At 51.6% G+C, this 17,956-nt stretch carries 9 protein-coding genes; 4 read left to right on the top strand and 5 right to left on the bottom strand.

Going from position 1 to position 17,956, the window contains the following annotated elements; all coding sequences use genetic code 11:
• Window position 1: 1 nt before the first annotated feature.
• Complete coding sequence (gene pdxA / locus HQ37_RS00195; RefSeq protein ID WP_036878624.1) at window positions 2-1,102, top strand: 4-hydroxythreonine-4-phosphate dehydrogenase PdxA; 1,101 nt, start codon at window positions 2-4, stop codon at window positions 1,100-1,102.
• Window positions 1,092-4,460 carry an exodeoxyribonuclease V subunit beta gene (locus HQ37_RS00190; RefSeq protein WP_036878621.1) on the top strand — a complete coding sequence of 1,123 codons (3,369 nt, stop codon included), beginning with the start codon at window positions 1,092-1,094 and terminating at the stop codon, window positions 4,458-4,460. The genes pdxA and HQ37_RS00190 overlap by 11 nt, the downstream gene beginning before the upstream one ends.
• A gap of 36 nt (window positions 4,461-4,496) precedes the next feature.
• On the opposite strand, the gene HQ37_RS08485 is transcribed toward HQ37_RS00190, so the two are convergent.
• The 5 genes from HQ37_RS08485 to HQ37_RS00170 all read right to left on the bottom strand — a co-directional run bounded on the left by HQ37_RS08485 (window position 4,497) and on the right by HQ37_RS00170 (window position 12,677).
• Window positions 4,497-4,667: a FeoB-associated Cys-rich membrane protein gene (locus HQ37_RS08485; protein WP_152566735.1), complete on the bottom strand. Its 171-nt coding sequence runs from the start codon at window positions 4,665-4,667 to the stop codon at window positions 4,497-4,499.
• A gap of 23 nt (window positions 4,668-4,690) precedes the next feature.
• Window positions 4,691-7,246, bottom strand: coding sequence for a ferrous iron transport protein B (gene feoB / locus HQ37_RS00185; RefSeq protein ID WP_036878619.1), 2,556 nt, complete (start codon window positions 7,244-7,246; stop codon window positions 4,691-4,693).
• 99 nt (window positions 7,247-7,345) lie between these two features.
• The gene (locus tag HQ37_RS00180) at window positions 7,346-8,662 is read right to left on the bottom strand and encodes a cobyrinate a,c-diamide synthase (protein WP_036878616.1); all 1,317 of its coding nucleotides are present in this window, start codon (window positions 8,660-8,662) and stop codon (window positions 7,346-7,348) included.
• A 214-nt stretch (window positions 8,663-8,876) separates the two neighbouring features.
• Complete coding sequence (locus HQ37_RS00175; protein ID WP_036878613.1) at window positions 8,877-9,818, bottom strand: IS30 family transposase; 942 nt, start codon at window positions 9,816-9,818, stop codon at window positions 8,877-8,879.
• 363 nt (window positions 9,819-10,181) lie between these two features.
• Window positions 10,182-12,677, bottom strand: coding sequence for a hypothetical protein (locus HQ37_RS00170; RefSeq protein WP_036878610.1), 2,496 nt, complete (start codon window positions 12,675-12,677; stop codon window positions 10,182-10,184).
• Between the two features lie 1,064 nt (window positions 12,678-13,741).
• Here HQ37_RS00170 and mutA point away from each other — a divergent pair.
• Entirely contained in the window at window positions 13,742-15,601 is a 1,860-nt protein-coding gene (gene mutA, locus HQ37_RS08270; RefSeq protein WP_036878604.1) for a methylmalonyl-CoA mutase small subunit, read from the top strand.
• 15 nt (window positions 15,602-15,616) lie between these two features.
• Window positions 15,617-17,770, top strand: a complete 2,154-nt coding sequence (gene scpA, locus HQ37_RS08265; protein ID WP_036878601.1) for a methylmalonyl-CoA mutase — start codon at window positions 15,617-15,619, stop codon at window positions 17,768-17,770.
• The last annotated feature ends 186 nt before the right edge of the window (window positions 17,771-17,956 follow it).

Below are 17,956 nucleotides of genomic sequence, written 5' to 3'. Positions count from 1 at the left end.
GATGGAACCCAAACGCATTCGTGTGGCTATCAGCCACGGCGACATCAACGGCATTAGCTATGAGGTCATTCTCAAGGCTTTGGCCAACGAACAGATCCTAGAGCTCTTCACTCCAGTCATCTACGGCTCGGGTAGGGTAGCAGCCTATTGGCGTACCAAGCTCGAGCTCGAGAGCGTGTCCTGGCATCAGATCCAAAGTGCACGAGATGCAGTCGATGGCATGATCAATCTGATCAACTGTACTCATGAGGATCTCAAGGTAGAGCCGGGAGAGGCTACTGAGGCTGCTGGCCTGGCGGCCTTCATGGCTCTCGAGCGAGCTGTCGCCGATGTGCAGGCAGGGCTCTGCCAGGTACTCGTTACCGCTCCGATTAACAAGTCTGTAATGCCTGCCGACAAGTTCCCCTATAGTGGCCATACGCAGTACCTTCAGGCCAAAGCGGCCCGAGAGGAGGGCCGCTCGATCATGCTGCTCTGTGCTCGCGAGTGCCGTGTGGGTCTAGTTACCGAGCATATCCCTGTGTCCGAGGTCCCCGCTCGTCTATCTATAGAGTTGATCTGCGATAAGGTGCGCCTCCTGGAGGCTACTCTCAAGAGAGACTTCGGGATCAATAAGCCTCGCATTGCCGTCCTAGCCCTCAATCCTCATGCAGGCGACAGAGGGCTTATTGGCCGAGAGGAGGAGGAGATCATTAACCCTGCCATCGCAGAGCTACAGGACAAGGGTTTTATCGTCTTCGGGCCTTATGCCGCAGATGGCTTTTGGGGCAGCGATCGTATGGATAGCTTCGATGCTGTGGTGGCCATGTATCATGACCAGGGGCTAGCCCCCTTTAAGGCTCTCTACATGAATGAGGGTGTCAATATTACCCTAGGGCTAGAGTTTGTCCGTACCTCTCCAGATCATGGCACTGGCTATGACATCGCAGGGCAGGGGCTTGCCCGAGAAGACTCTCTGCGTGAGGCTATCTATTTAGCGATCGATTGCTATAGGGCTCGCCGCAGGTACGATGAGGCCACACGCAACCCCCTGAGACGTATTTACCACAACAAGGGGCACGAGGACGAGAAGATAGACCTCAGAGCCGAGGATGAGTACTAAACCCGAGCCAACCCTCATCAATGACCTAAGCGTCTACGTTGCCTCTGCAGGGGCAGGTAAGACACATACCCTGACGGGCGAATACCTTCGCCTAGCCCTAGAGGCAAATTTCAAGTTTAGGAATATTCAGGCGGTTACCTTTACCAATAAGGCGACCACCGAGATGAAGGAGCGTATCATCCGAGAGCTTGCCCTCCTGGCCCATAGCCCTGAGAGCTCCAGCTTTGCCGATATGCTCCTAGATTATTATCCCCAGCTCTCTATACAGGACTTGGGCCGTAGAGCTCGACGAACATTGCGCTCGATCCTTCTCGACTATAAGAGCTTTAGGGTTCGGACGATAGATGCTTTCTTCCAAGAGGTACTCCGAGGCTTTGCTCGTGAGCTGGGCTTCTCCTCCTCTTATCGTCTCAATATCGAGGCCGATCAAGCTCTTTCAGAAGCTGTTACGGCTCTCTTGGTAGACCAAGACCTAGGGGTCGGCTCTTCTGAGGTAGGGCAGTGGCTCAAGCGATTGGCCAGTGAGCTCTCTGAGCAGGGCCGTAGTGTCGATCTGAGGCGCAAGATCCTCTCCCTTGGTCGGGAGTTGCACCGAGAGGGAGTACAGCGGCTGAGCAGTCAGTCTCTTCTACCCAGTAGAGAGGAGCTCAAGAACCTTGACCAAGAGCTCCAGGAGAGGTCGAGGACGATCGAGGAACACATCGACCTGCTCTGTAAGGGTACTCTTGAGCTTGTAGAGCAGGCAGGGCTCGAGATTGCACACTTCTACCAGGGGCCACGAGGGGGGCTCTCCCCCTTCATCAAGTGGGTACAGACCCGAGAGCTTACCGAGCCCAATAGCTATTTTAGAGCTATGCTTGAGGATGAGTCGAAGGTCGTCTCGGGTGCTGGTAAGAAGGCTGGTCGGGCCGGGGAGGTACTCTCTCTCTATCACCATAGCCTACGAGGAGCTATGCAGGAGTATGCCGATCATTATCTAGACTATGGCACGATGCTCCGAAGCCTTCAGGTAGCCCGCAAGCATCTCGGAGCCTATGGCCTCATCAGTGATATTGATGCTAAGATCAAAGAGCTCCACCTCAACGAGCATGCTATCCTCTTGGCAGATACGGCCTCGTTCATCTATCGCATTTTGCAGTGGAGCGATGCCCCCTTCATCTATGAGAAGCTGGGTGTCAAGCTCGAGCATATCATGATCGATGAGTTTCAAGATACGAGTAGCTTGCAGTATGAGAACTTCAAGCCTCTGCTCGAGGAGAGCCTTGCCTCGGGGCACAGCAGCCTTGTGGTCGGGGATGTCAAGCAGAGTATTTACCGCTGGCGAAACTCCGACAGCAGCCTGCTCTCTCATCGTATTGATCAGGATTTTGAGAGCTATGTTCGCCGCATTACCTTGGGGGATAATTGGCGAAGTGCGAGACAGATCGTAGCCTTCAACAATGCCCTCTATCCCCTGCTCTCTAGGCGTTTCTCCCAAATCTTCGAGGCCATTACCCGCAATACCTCCATCATGCGTACAGCCTTGTCCAGTGGTGCAGAGCAGCTTGTGGAGCGGCTGCTAGAGTTTTCTAAGTCGTTTGAGCGTAACTATGCTGATGTTGTACAGTCTATTCCTCCCTCTCGGGAGCAGGAGGGGCAGGTTGTCCTCCATCGTTGCCTAGATCTTGGAGAGCCCCTAGATGACGAGGATGCCCCCCTCTCGGAGCAGGAGGCGAGCGCAGAATGGGACGACAACCTCGAGGACGCAGAGCTCATAGCTCCATTGCCTACAGTCCTAGACCAATTGCCAGGGGTCATCGTAGACCTCAAGGAGAGAGGCTATAGAGCCTCGGATATTGCTATCCTCGTCCGAGGCCATAGGGAGGCTAACCTCGTCGGACAGAAGCTGCTTGAGGAGGGACTCCTATTTGTCTCGGCGGAAGCCCTGCGCTTGGAGAATGCCCATTCTGTGCGCCTAATCCTCGCGGCTATGGAGTACATTACAGATAGTCTCTCCGCTCGATCGAAGCGCATCTTGCTCGAGCTGTATGTACAAATGGCTCAGATGGCTGGCCTGCAACCGAGGAGGCTGGAGCGAGAGGACTTTATAGAGATCCTCTATATTGGCCGACAGAGCCTCTATGAGGTGATCAGTGGCTTGTATGCTTACTTCTCCGATGTCTTGCCCGAGAGCGAATTGCCCTACCAAATCAAGATGCTCGATATGGCTCAGCAGATGCAGAGAGATCGAGTGGCAGACGTGCAAGATTTCCTGGAGATGTGGCAAGAAGAGGGGCACAAGGCACTGGTTGTCTTACCTCCCAATGAAGATGCCCTGCAGCTCATGACGATCCATAAGTCTAAGGGGCTGGGTTTCGAGGTCGTTCTCCTGCCCTTTGTCGATTGGTCTTTGCTCGGAGCTTATCCGCCGATGCTCTGGACGAGTGTTGATCTTGAGCCTTTCAATCGAGTAGAGGCGATACCGATGACCTACAATTCGGAGCTGTTGAATACCTACTTTGCCTCTTATTATTTGGAGGAGTCTGTAGATCAAGCCCTTGATGCTCTCAATCTGCTCTACGTTGCCACTACTAGGGCCAAACGAGAGCTACACCTTTGGGCTATTGACATGGAGCACTCAAGCCCTAGGGTCAAGAACCGCCTGCTTCAGAGGCTACATGGGTATGAGGAGGTGAGCCCTGAGGGAGGGAGAGCTCGGGGAACGGGCAAGACGATCCAGTCCTACCTCAACGAAGCCCTCGAGCAGATCCCCGACAGCTATCATTTACTTCCCCTTAGCTCCCCGATACAGCACGATCAAGCTCCTCGATGTGGTCATGCCCCTGAGCGAGAGCAAGAGCATCTCCTTGAGCTCAGATCGATCTCCTCCTTCGACGTACAGGGGCGGATCTCTATTCTGCGAGAGGGACTCGACTACTTTCGAGAGGATAGCCCTCGTCGTCATGGTCGTGTGATGCACTCAGTTCTCTCCGAGATAGAGACTGAGGAAGACATTGCCTCTGCCCTCGAAGACGCCCTCTACAAGGGGTGGATTAGTGAGAGGATGCTACCTCCTATGCATGAGGAGCTCCGAGCATTGGTCAATCGAGAGGATACTGCCCGCTGGTTCTCCTCTGAGCAGAAGATACTGCGTGAGCTCCCTATTATTGCTGTCGAGATAGAGGGCAGCCGGAGGCCAGATCGCATTGTCATCTACGCTGATAATACGGTGGAGGTGATTGACTACAAATTCGGGGTTAGGCGCAGAGCACACCATCGACAGGTAGAGGGCTATGTAGCTCTCCTCGAGCAGATGGGCTACAGAGCAGTCAGAGGCTATCTGTGGTATGTAAACGAAGGGGCGATCCTCTCAGTCTAAGAAGATCGCCCATCCACATAATCAAGCTCTTAAACTCTATCTCTGAGGAGAGTGAGAACGGCCACTCTCCCTGCCCCTGGGGCAGGCGGTGCAGCCTCCACAGGCACCACCCTCCTTGTGCTTGGGTACAAATAGCCTATAAATCTGATACAACACTACGCCTAAGGTTACTAGACCAATGAGCCAAACGATTAGGTACTGCAACATGTCCGATTTCGCTTTCAGTTAGTTTATACTACGAGTAGGTGGCCTATTTGATGTACGGCAAAGGCTACGAACCAGGCCAAAGCACACGAATAGATGACCGAGAATGCCCCCCAACGCCACGAGCCAGATTCCCGAGCTATGGCGATGATCGTGGCCACACAGGGGAAGTAGATCAAGACGAAGAGCATGAAGCCCATCGCAACGAGAGGGGTAAAGGATGGAGACCCATCGGGACGCTTCTCTTGGCGTATACGCTCACTGAGCTGATGCTGAGCCTCCTCACTATCGTCAGGGTCACCCGTATAGATCACTCCGAGGGTGCTGACTACAACCTCCTTGGCTGCAAGGCCCGAGATGAGGCTTACCCCCATCTTCCAGTCGAAGCCCAAGGGGCGTATTAAAGGCTCTGAGGCGTGGCCAATGCGTCCGATCCAGGAGTTCTCCTGATGGTACTGGGCGAAGGCATGCTCAAGCTCTATGCGTTGGCTATTGCGTTCTTCCTCGTTCAGATTGGGGTTTTGCTCTAGACGCTCAATTTGATCTGCCAGTTGCTGCTCCTGCTCGCTTTGTCTAGGGAAGTAGCCCAAGAACCAAATGACGATGGAGGCTACGAGGATGACAGTCCCCATCTTGTGCAGGTACTGCTTAGCTCTAGCCCACATGTGGCGAACAACGGATTGGGCCGTCGGTAGGCGATAGGGTGGGAGCTCCATAACGAAGGGGACATCCTCCCCCTTGAAGTACGTACTCTTGAGTAGCCTAGCGCTGAGCACAGCAATGAGTATCCCCGAGAGATACAGTACGAATAGTACGAGTGCTGCTCGATCGGGGAATAGTGCCCCGGCGAGCAGGAGGTAAACAGGTAGACGTGCCGAGCAGCTCATGAAGGGGACGACGAGCATTGTGATCATACGACTCTTACGGCTCTCGATGGTTCGGGTACTCATGATAGCAGGTACATTGCACCCGAAGCCCATGATTAGAGGGATGAAGGACTTGCCATGTAGCCCCATGCGGTGCATGATCTTGTCCATGATGAAGGCCGAGCGAGCCATATAGCCCGTATCCTCAAAGATCGAAATGAAGAAGTAGAGGATAAGGATGTTGGGCAGGAAGACAATGACGCCCCCGACCCCAGCGATGATCCCATCGACGAGGAGATCTCGTAGTGGGCCCTCTTGCATACTTGAGGCGATAAAGTCTCCGAGCATGCCTACACCCGCCTCGATCCAGTCCATAGGGTACTGCCCGAGGCTAAAGGTCGCCTGAAACATCACATACATCAGCAGCAGGAAGATCGGGAAGCCCCACAGCCTGTGCGCTACGATATGGTCTATCTTGTCCGTGAGGCTCTCTCGATGCTGCCTATTGGCCTGGTAAGTCTCTCTTAGAGCCCCGGAGATGAAGCCGTAGCGAGCATCCGTCATGAGCTCCTCAGCGTCGTGCGAGGTGAGCTCGTCCTTGATGGTTCGGAGGGCATAATCCCTCGCTGAGATGATGAATGCTGCCTTGGGATAGCGATTCATGAGCTGATCTTCTAGGGGCTTGTCTCCCTCGACAAGACGAGAGGCAATGTACCTGGTAGGAGGGCGATCGGCCTCAAAGGGAAGGTGCTGATCGATCTTGGTCGATAGCTCTTCGATGACGGGTTCTAGGAGGCTACCATAGTTTACCTGTATGGGGCGTATCTTCCCGATTTCAGGGCTTATGACCTCCTCTCTGCCCTCTAGCATCCCCTCCCAGACCTCTATGATCTCATCGAAGAGGGCCTGTAGCCCGAGGCCCGTGCGGCACACTGTCGGGATCATGGGTACACCGAGCAGGCGGGCGAGCTTGGGATAATTGAGCCTCTCGCCTCGAGTAGCAAACTCATCGAACATATTCAAGGCTGCTACTATAGGCAAGCCCAGCTCCTTGACCTGTAGGGTCAGGTAGAGATTGCGCTCGAGGTTGCAGGTATCTAGTACATTGAGGACAAGGTCTGGACGCTTCTCGCCGAGCAAAAAGTCTCGTATGTACAGCTCCTCGGGGCTATAGGCCGAGAGCGAATAAGCCCCTGGCAGGTCGATGATCTCGATGCGGTAGTCTCGGTAATAGATGTACCCCGTCTTGGCCTCGATGGTTACACCGCTGTAGTTGCCTACATGCTCGTGAGCACCACTGGCTTGGTTGAAGAGGGATGTTTTGCCACAGTTCGGATTGCCGACGAGTGCGATGCGTAGATGCTTGTTGTTGCCCTTGCCATGTTGACGAGAGCGTAGTGGGAGCATATTGCCCAGCTCTTGCTCAGGCTCTCGAGGTTGGAGAATGGACTCCTCGGAGGTATCTGCCGAGGCGGCCTGGAGGCCTTCCTCGGGGAGTAAGCGCACCTCGATCTTCGCTCCATCCTCAAGGCGAAGTGAGACATTGTAGTCTAATATCCTATAGTAGATTGGGTCTTTGAGTGGTGCACCCTGCACGACGGTTACTTCCTTGCCTTGCACAAACCCCATCTCGAGGATGCGCTTGCGAAATTGACCCGTACCATCGACACGTTGGATAACGGCCTTTTGACCAGCTTTAAGCTCTGATAGTTTCATGACGCAAAAATAACTCTTTACTCTTGGCCTGACCTGCCTCATCGAGGTTTGTTGGCTCTCAGAGGTTAGAAAATACCTAGATATGGGGATGCGAATGGATTAACAAGAGGGCGTGAATAGGTCTAATGGATTGGCCTCTGCCCAGTATAGGTGTGTGTAGCCAGCCACGACATTGTGGTTGCGGTATAGGCCCGTGGGCACGGCCGCCCCTCTGAGATTATACTGTACGACGCTACTCTTGAGCCCTTGCTCCCCCTCGAGGTGAGAGTAGTGAAACTCATGCCCTCGCCAGTCCTTGCCCCCGAGCTCGAAGTGCCTATACCCGAGGGCGAGCTTCATCTCCTGCATGGTGGCTGTGGCTTCGAGCACGCCGCACATCTGATAAGCTTTGCCTGTTTGGTCCTTGATCTCTCGGCAGAGGTACATCATCCCACCACATTCGGCCAGGATGCGGCCTCCATCCTTGGCGAAGGCTGCAATCTCCTGCCTAAGGCCTTGGTTTCGCTCGAGAGCCTCGAGGTAAAACTCGGGGTAGCCCCCAGGCAAATAGATCATCGTAGTCTCTGGGGGCAGATGTAGTGAGCGCATAGGGCTGAAGGGAATGACTTCGCCCAGCTGTGCCAGCCGTCTAAGGTTCTCGGGGTAGGTGAAGTTGAAGGCTTCGTCCTGGGCTACTGCAATGCGCATGCCTTGCTCGGGCTGTAGTCTCGGAGTAAGTTCTGTGGCGAAGGAGGGGATAGGGCATTGGCAGAGCTCGAGCAAGCGGTCTAGGTCTACATGAGCCTCGATGAGTTCGGCCACCTGGGCGGGGAAGGCATCTAGCGCATCCAATTCCTCAAGTGAGAGGCCTAGATGGCGTGAAGGGACTTCCAGTAAGGAAGACTTTGGAATATAGCCCAGCACGGGCACGCCAGCATCCTCGGCAGCATCGCATAGGTAATGGTAGTGGTTCTCGGAGGCTACTCGGTTGAAGACGACTCCTGCGATCTTGACCTCGGGTCGAAAGTGAGAGAAGCCGTAGATCGTAGCCCCAACGGAGTAAGCTGACGAAGCTGCATTGACAAGCAAGATGACTGGGATCTGTAGCTCCGAGGCTATGGAGGCACTACTGCCTTGCATTCGGTCGTATCCGTCGAAGAGGCCCATTACCCCCTCGACGACGACAGCCTGAGCCTCGGAACTGTACCGCTGGTAGACCTCACGGATATGCTCACGAGACATCATATAAGGGTCTAGGTTGATGGAGCTCTGCCCCGAGGCGAGGCTGTGATACTTGGGATCTATGTAGTCTGGGCCGCATTTGAAGCTAGAGGCACAGAGGCCTCTATTTCGTAGGGCACGCAGCAGTCCCAAAGTGAAGGTCGTTTTGCCGCAGCCAGATGAAGTCGCAGCGATCAGCATTTGGGCTTTCGTCATTTGTATTGTAAGTAATGGGTAGTCAAAGAATATTTTCGTGGGCAAAGGTAGCTAATGAGAGCCTTGCAGCCCTCATTAAGGAACAAGCATTGGGGGCTGCAGGTTCAAGTATCAAGTGCAAATTTACTTTATAGCAGCGAAGAATACTTTTGCTGGGGATTTGAAACCCAACTTTTCTCTAGGCCTCNTGCAGGTTCAAGTATCAAGTGCAAATTTACTTTATAGCAGCGAAGAATACTTTTGCTGGGGATTTGAAACCCAACTTTTCTCTAGGCCTCTCGTTGATTAAAGTACAATACCCATCGATTTGCTCTTGCGTTATGTTCCTGAAGTCAGTCTTCTTGGGAATATATTGCCTGAGTAATTTATTGGCATGCTCAATCGCCCCCTTCTGCCATGCAGCATAAGGGTCAGCAAAGAATACCGGCACACCTAGTTTTTCTGTAATCTCCTCATGTCCAGAAAACTCACGTCCATTATCTGTAACAATTGTCTTGAGATTCTTTTTATATCCAAGAAGCAATCTCCAGATAGCCTTATTGACCTCTTGAGAGCTTCTATTAGGGAGCTTGGAGGCCCAGATCATATTGGTCATTCTATCGGTAACCGTTAGAATAGCCCCTTTGCCCTGGGCTCCTACGATCAAATCCATTTCTAGGTCTCCAATACGCTCGCCATTAGCCTCTTCAGGCTTATCGTGAATACTAACTCTTCCTGGAATGTTAGATGCTCTAACAGGACGAGAACGATGTTTAAGCTTATGACGACAATGCTTATAGAGGTTGCCCTTGCTCTCCTTATCTGCACGAATCCACTTGTATATCGTTTCATGAGAGACCCTTTTACCCTGTAGTTTGAAGAAGCCTGAGATTTGCATAGGAGACCATTGCTTCTCTCTGAGAAGAGTGAGGGCTCTCCTCTTCAGATACTCCGGGATACGTCTATTGCGACGCACTCGGTCTTTGCGCTCACTGGCCAGCTCTTGGGCAAAGCTTGGATTATAGACTTTGCGAGACACTGTGCTGTTACGCTTAATCTCTCGGGTAATGGTGCTAGCTGACACGCCCAATTCGCGTGCGATCTGTGCAGGCTTATATCCTGCACGCAAGTACGCACATATTGCGTACCTTTGCTCTCGGTTCAGTTGCTTGTACATGACAACTCAAAGATAATTGAACTATTGGAGAGACTCTCAAAGGTCTCTCCTTTTCTTTTATCTTGAACCTACATCAAGCAGGGGGAGTGAACCTACATCAAGCAGGGGGAGATTTCCCCCTGCAACCCCCTCTAGGTGTTTAGGGGGCTAAAGCCTGTATCCCACTGCCAAAATTTGCACTTCTAAGTTGAATATAGCAGGACTTCTCGCTTAGACCATCCTTTTGTATCATGATTGGGACTCACGAAAAGATCTATGTATCACACAGGACTGAAGCATGAATACGATGTCATACAATTAGGGTGGAGGGAGACTATCGCTCCACTCCACCCCTATCGGAGATCTAGTATGAAGAAAAAGAAGCTACTTGAGCAGGAACTTTTTCTTTACATCGATACCATGCTCAACTCTCTCAAAATAACTACCCCATCCACCCGAATACTCAGCATCGATCACGACTCCAAAGTTAGAGCCAAGGTTTTGCATACCTGGAGTGTAGGGGACTCGATTGAGCATATCTCGGTGCACCAGGAAACCAGTATTTGCAACTAGAGGCCCTCTACGCTTACGCACAAACCCTCGATGATTAGAAAAAATTGTACTACTAAGCGAATTGGTAAAAGGGATATCATCGATGGATGGACTTCGCCACATATCATAAGTCCAAAAAGCATCGACCAGGATCCGATTGTGCGGAGAGGCTGCCCTCTTCCTAACTAGAGCAAAGTTGTCCGCTACCCCCATAGTCATCACTCCTGCACGATTACCTCCTGGATTACTTCCGGCAGAGGTAAGGCCATCCATATCGTTGTTCATAGCAATGACATACTGGCAATATCCTTTACGAACTGCATCTCTGATCTTAGAAAAGATTAGAGGGATCTCTTCAGACATACGATCTAACTCGTTACCTACCTGGCTATGAGTGAGTGTTCCCTGACGAAGTGCATGAAGATAACTGCTCGAAAGGATAATCATAGTTTTGCCCGCTTTAAGAATAGGTCTAGATGCCCCAGAACTCAAATTCTCGTGGTAAGGTTCACATCCAAGAGCTCCGGAGAGATCATAACACTGCCTTTGGGTAGGGTGCTCGGGATAATTATCGAGGCTCGGGACTCCATCGGCAAGACCGATATACATCTTATTAGAACCTTCTGGAGCCTCATTTGCTGTTCTAAATCCAAAAAACTTCTTATTTGCAGTCTGCCATGTACCACAGCCTCCTCCGAGAGGAAGGACTAGGGCATGACCATGAGCTTTGACCAGCAACTCGTTGTCCGCAGAAGTGGGCGTAGTGTGCGTTCCAACAGGGCAGAAACGAGATGTTATCGTGGACATTGAACTGGTTCCCACAGTGTAGTCATGGTGGTACAAACGAGTGATACCATACTCATCAAGAGGGATATCACTGAGTGTGGGATTATAGATCTCCACGAGACCGTAGCATGGGGTGATATTGCCTGAGGGCGTAGGTGAAATGCGCTCTACCCCCCCTCTATCAATATAGACTTCTGTAATCATCAGATCGGAGGTAAGCAAGACATTCGTAGGATAAACGACTCCTTGCTTATAATATCCACTAGACCGCTTAGGCATAGCCTGGAAGTTTTCATCACGAGACAGCGTAATTTGGACGACGGGCCTAGGGCCTGGAGATTCTCTCCTCCCTTCGTTCTTTATGTCTGAATTAGTAAATGGTCTGTGCGTATCAAGCGCAATAGCTCCCGAATTAACAACCATAGAGGGTCTAGTCTCTAGATTCCATGCAAGTTGGGTATCGACACCATAATTTTGGTTATGACTTGCTGGAGTAGGAGGAGTGGGATATCCCTCGAACGAGAGAAAAAACTTCGTTCGTTTCTCAGGCATACCTACCCCACGAGTGGGGAGCACCCAAAAATAGATATCTTTGGCCCCCTCTGCACTTTTGCCGTAGGGGACTCCAGAACCAAGGAAGCGGCTACTAGTAGTACTCTCACCAGGAAGAATAAGATAGCGAGAGTTATTCAGAGCAGCTGTGTTTCGCTCTCCGGTAATAGGCAACCCCTCGTTCTTTAGTTCTTGCACAGTTAATCGGCGAGATATGCGCGAATAGCCATGGGTAGCAATGGGCTCAAACTCAGCAGTTACCATATGCAGAGCACGAAAGACAGCGGGTTCAACTAAATTATTGAGTACACGCACCCTAAGAAATACTCCTGCAGGCTTGAACGATAGACTACGATTACGGGCAAGCTTAGGATCCTCCCCCTGCATATTCTCTCCAGATAGAGGCTCATTCTTTGTAGAGAGTCTCGTCCAAGGTAATTGAAGGGGAAGATCTACATCTTTGGAATATTCCCCCAGCGCAAAGGGGGCAAGCTCCCATTTCTTACCATCCTTTGTTGCATCGTGTCCATAAACCCCAGAAACATACCATTTACCAGAGGAGAAGCTGTAGCCAGTGTTGAGCCTCACCTCTCCTTTGTAGCTGATGGTGTACTTATTCTCTCCCCCTATTTCCTTCCTGTTAATTTTAACCCTACTGGGGTCAATCTTTACAATTGTATAGCTATCCATAGGAGCATCCTCTCTGGCCAAAAAGAGTATTAGGGGCTTGGGAGAATCCTTTTCCTTAAGGAGAGAGATCTGAGGACCCTTATTTTTCCCACTCCGACCAATCAGCGTATATCTAGTACCATTAACATCTTTCATCTCTAGATCTAGTCCTCCCTGTATATCAAGCGTAACTACTTCACCCCTACCATCACTGGGGATATCAGAATCAGGCAGACCATCGGGTCGATCTTTTCTACAACCGACAAGTGCGATTACGATTAGAGCGTAGCATGCCCACTGTACGTAGATTGTTTTCCTCATCACATTTCCTCCCTGGTTTAATCTACATCCTCCAAATCGATGGCATCCATCTGCTCCCAGTCGGAGACAACAATACCCTCAGTGGACAAATAATTAAGCAAATCCTGCGGAGAGGATAATGTAAAAACCTCAATGCAGGGTTTATGATACTCTCTTTGCATACCACGTTTCTCTTTGTGCTATTTAAATCGTAAAAATATTGAGCTATTACTGCATACATAGGGGAGGGAGAGACCTATCTTACAAACACCACTAACCCGAAGTTACACGATAGCTTATTACGAAAGTAGAGAATTAACTAGAAATGCACAACACTTGATGAAAAATTTCGAACAGATTTCCAAACCATAACACAAAGCATCTCTCTTTAACTTAATAATTTTCCCAAAACAAGCAAGGTGCAACCCTAAAAAATAAGACTGAAGCTGTCGTAAGATTTCACTCTCCGCAGGTACAAGTATCAGGAGCAAATTTACTTTGGTTGCAGCGAAGAGTACTTTATGCTGGAGATTTGAATCCTGACAGATCTTAAAAACAAAGCACCATATCATAACTATCCACAGGAATACCATCCACGGGATAATTTCTGCCAAAGTCCCCCCCCTACTTCGCCCCTCTCTGAGCTGCTAGCGAAGCCTTTCGGAAAGAAACTCGACGTCTAAGCCAAAGTGTAGATCAGAGCCCTGTTGAGACTCAGGTAGAACTACAATTGAGGTCTAAGTAGGACCACAAGTGAGACTCAAATAGGAGCTCCATCGAGATCTAAGTAGGCACTCATCTGTGATACAAAGGGGAGCTCTCGGAGCACCACAGAGGGAGGAAACAAACAAAGAACTAGAATCCCTACAAGACTGATATATAAGACAGAGTTAAGACTCCTGAACAACTATTTTGAAAGATTTAACCACATCTCGCATGGCTTCCTCAAGGCTTTAGACCTATATTGCAGCTCAAACGAGGCGAATTGGACGTCTCAATAGCTGCGGTGTACGAGTAGGATTTAGTACCTTTGCGGCGTTGGATAAAATAACGGAGGATTTATAATTACACTAAATTATATCAACATGGCAAACCAAAAAGAACGGCTGCTGACCGAGTTCGCACCCATCTCGACACAGGAGTGGATGGACAAAATCACAGCCGATTTGAAAGGCGCAGACTTCACCAAGAAGCTCGTATGGCGCACGAATGAGGGATTTAACGTGAACCCATTCTATCGCCGCGAGGATCTCGAGGGGCTCACCACCCCCCATGTGATGCCTGCAGAGTATCCGTATGTCCGCTCTACCCGCATGGACAACGACTGGCTCATCCGCCAAGACATCAACGTCGTAGATCTATCGGCTGCAAATGCCAAGGCTCTCGACATTCTTGGCAAGGGGATCACTTCGCTAGGCTTCAAGCTCAAGAAGGATCAGATCAATGTAGAGTCTCTCTCTGTTCTACTCAAGGACATCTTCCCCGAGGCGATCGAGCTGAACTTCGTCTGCTGTATCTCTGTCGCAGCGAAGCTCGCAGGGGTGCTCACCGAGTACTTCGCTCAGCAGGGAGCAGACGTAGCTCAGTGCAAGGGCTCTATTGCCTTCGACCCTTTCAAAAAACAACTCGTGCGTGGCATCTCCAATCCTCAGTGGGTAACTCACTGCAAGGCTCTACTTGATGCCTCCAAGGGGCTACCAGGTTTCCGCGTCCTCACAGTCAATGCCCTTAACCTCAGTAATGCAGGGGCGTACATCTATCAAGAACTCGGCTATGCCTTGGCGTGGGGAGCAGAGCTGCTTGACAAGTTGACCGGCGAGGGCTATTCGATTGAGGAGGTTACCTCTCGGATCAAGTTCGTCTTCGGCATCGGCTCCAACTACTTCATGGAGATGGCGAAGTTCCGTGCTGCCCGCTGGCTGTGGGCAGAGATCGTAGGGGCTTATGGCGAGCAGTATCGTGGCCAGGTGGCTAAGATCCACCAGCAGGCCGTTACCTCCACCTGGAACAAGACCATCTTCGACGCACACGTAAACCTGCTTCGGACACAGACCGAAGCGATGTCTGCATCTCTTGCGGGCGTAGATTCACTGACCGTACAACCCTTTGACATAACCTACCAGGAGTCGGATGACTTCTCAGAGCGCATTGCTCGCAACCAGCAGCTTCTGCTCAAGGAGGAGTGTCACTTCGACAAGGTCATCGACCCCGCTGCAGGCTCGTACTACGTAGAGTACCTGACCAACTCCATTGCCGCTGAAGCCTGGAAGCTCTTCCTCGCTGTAGACGAGGAGGGTGGCTTCGCCTCTGCCGTAGAGGCTGGCTCGGTACAGCAGGCGATCAATGCGAGCAATAGCAAGCGTCATGCTGCAGTGGCTGCTCGTAAAGAAATATTCCTGGGGACGAACCAGTTCCCTAACTTCACCGAGGTCGCTGCAGGGAAGATCAAGGTCGAGGACGAAGGCCCTCACACCTGTGGCTGTGGCGAGGCAACGATCGAGAAGCTCAACTTCTCTCGTGGGGCTTCAGACTTCGAAGCTCTGCGCCTGTCTACCGAGCGTAGCGGTAAGGAGATCAAGGTATTCATGCTTACAATTGGCAACCTGGCTATGCGTCTGGCCCGCTCACAGTTCTCCAGTAACTTCTTTGCCTGCGCAGGGTACAAAGTCATTGACAACCTTGGCTTCAAGACAGTACAGGAGGGTGTCGATGCAGCCCTAGATGCTCATGCAGACATCATTGTCCTCTGCTCTAGCGATGATGAGTATGCAGAGTTTGCCCCTGAGGCCTTCAAGTACCTCGATGGACGCACACAGTTCGTCGTGGCTGGTGCTCCTGCTTGTATGGATGACCTCAAGGCCATCGGCATCAATAACTTCATCAACGTCAAGAGCAACGTACTGGAGACGCTAAGAGGATTTAACCAGGTACTAGGGATTAACTAATAGGAAGCAACAGCAATGAAACCACAATTCAAGAATATTGATATTAAGTCTGCAGGCTTCGCCGCTACTGATGCTGCTGCATGGGCAAGCAAGCAAGACAACACCTCTGTTTGGCGTACAGCCGAGCAGATCCTCGTCAAGCCTGTCTATACGGCTGCTGACCTGGAGGGTATGGAGCACCTTGACTATGCCTCAGGTCTACCCCCCTTCTTGCGTGGCCCTTATAGCGGGATGTATGCCATGCGCCCTTGGACTATTCGCCAGTACGCCGGTTTCTCTACGGCTGAGGAGTCTAATGCCTTCTATCGTCGCAACCTAGCAGCTGGTCAGAAGGGGCTCTCCGTGGCCTTCGACTTGGCGACACACCGAGGCTACGATGCCGACCACGACCGTGTAGTCGGAGACGTTGGTAAGGCTGGGGTATCTATCTGCTCGCTCGAGGATATGAAGGTACTCTTCGATGGTATCCCCCTGAACAAGATGTCCGTATCCATGACGATGAATGGAGCTGTGCTCCCAGTCATGGCCTTCTACATCAACGCTGGTCTAGAACAAGGAGCCAAGCTCGAGGAGATGGCTGGTACTATCCAAAATGATATCCTTAAGGAGTTCATGGTGCGTAATACCTATATCTACCCACCTGAGTTCTCAATGCGTATCATCGCTGACATCTTCGAGTACACGTCGCAGAATATGCCCAAGTTCAACTCAATCTCGATCTCTGGCTACCACATGCAAGAGGCTGGGGCTACGGCTGACATCGAGATGGCTTATACTTTGGCCGACGGTCTCGAATACCTCAAGGCCGGTATCGCTGCGGGTATCCCAGTGGACAAATTCGCCCCTCGTCTGTCCTTCTTCTGGGCTATCGGGATGAACCACTTCATGGAGATCGCCAAGATGCGTGCTGCCCGCTGTCTTTGGGCCAAGATCGTGAAGCAATTCAACCCTGAAAGCGATAAATCCCTTGCCCTGCGCACACACAGCCAAACCTCTGGCTGGTCGCTCACGGAGCAAGACCCCTTCAACAATGTTGGTCGTACCTGTATCGAGGCCATGGGGGCGGCCCTAGGACACACCCAGTCGCTGCATACCAATGCACTGGACGAGGCTATTGCCCTGCCTACGGACTTCTCGGCACGTATCGCTCGTAATACACAGATCTACATCCAGGAGGAAACCATGGTATGTAAGGAGATCGACCCTTGGGCTGGCTCTTACTACGTAGAGAGCCTCACTAACGAGCTCATGCACAAAGCCTGGTCTCACATCCAAGAGGTAGAGCAGATGGGCGGCATGGCCAAGGCTATCGAGACTGGTCTGCCCAAGATGCGTATCGAAGAGGCTGCTGCACGCACGCAGGCTCGCATCGACTCTCGCCAGCAGGTGATCGTGGGGATCAACAAGTATCGCCTAGAAAAAGAAGACCCCATCGACATCCTCGAGATCGACAATACGGCTGTACGCCTACAGCAGATCGACCGCCTCACGCAACTGCGTGGAGAGCGCAACGAAGAGGAGGTGCAGAAGGCTCTCAAGGCTATTACCCACTGCGTAGAGACGAAGGAGGGTAACCTGCTAGACCTAGCGGTCAAGGCCGCTGCCGTGCGCGCCTCACTCGGTGAGATCTCCGATGCCTGCGAGACAATCGTTGGACGTTACAAAGCAATCATTAGAACTATTTCGGGCGTGTATTCATCAGAGTCAGGCGAAGACAAAGACTTCGCACGAGCCAAGCAGTTGGCTGAGAAGTTCGCAGCCAAGGAAGGTCGTCAGCCTCGTATCATGATCGCCAAGATGGGGCAGGATGGTCATGACCGTGGGGCCAAGGTGGTAGCGACTGGTTATGCAGACTGTGGCTTCGACGTGGATATGGGGCCACTCTTCCAAACCCCTGAGGAGTCTGCTCGTCAGGCTGTAGAGAACGACGTACATGTCATGGGAGTTTCGTCTCTAGCCGCAGGGCACAAGACACTCATCCCACAGGTAATTGCCGAGCTCAAGAAACTCGGTCGACCCGACATCCTAGTAACTGCTGGGGGGGTAATCCCTGCTCAGGACTACGAATTCCTCTACAATGCAGGCGTAGCCGCTATCTTCGGTCCTGGAACCCCTGTTGCTTACTCAGCAGCTAAGGTACTAGAGATCCTTCTCGACGAAGAGGCTTAACCGCTCCTCTAGAGAGATGAATGAGAGGGTGTCGCAACCAGGAGAGTTGCGACACCCTTGCTATTTAGCCCCCTGCTCACAATACCCCTCCCTACACGCTATATTCAACTTAGAAGTGCAAATTTTGGCAGTGGGATACAGGCTTTAACCCCCTAAACACCTAGAGGGGGTTGCAGGGGGAAACCT

The organism is Porphyromonas sp. COT-239 OH1446 (assembly GCF_000768875.1).
In the GTDB taxonomy this organism is placed as follows: domain Bacteria; phylum Bacteroidota; class Bacteroidia; order Bacteroidales; family Porphyromonadaceae; genus Porphyromonas.
This window is presented reverse-complemented; position numbering and strand designations above follow the sequence as displayed.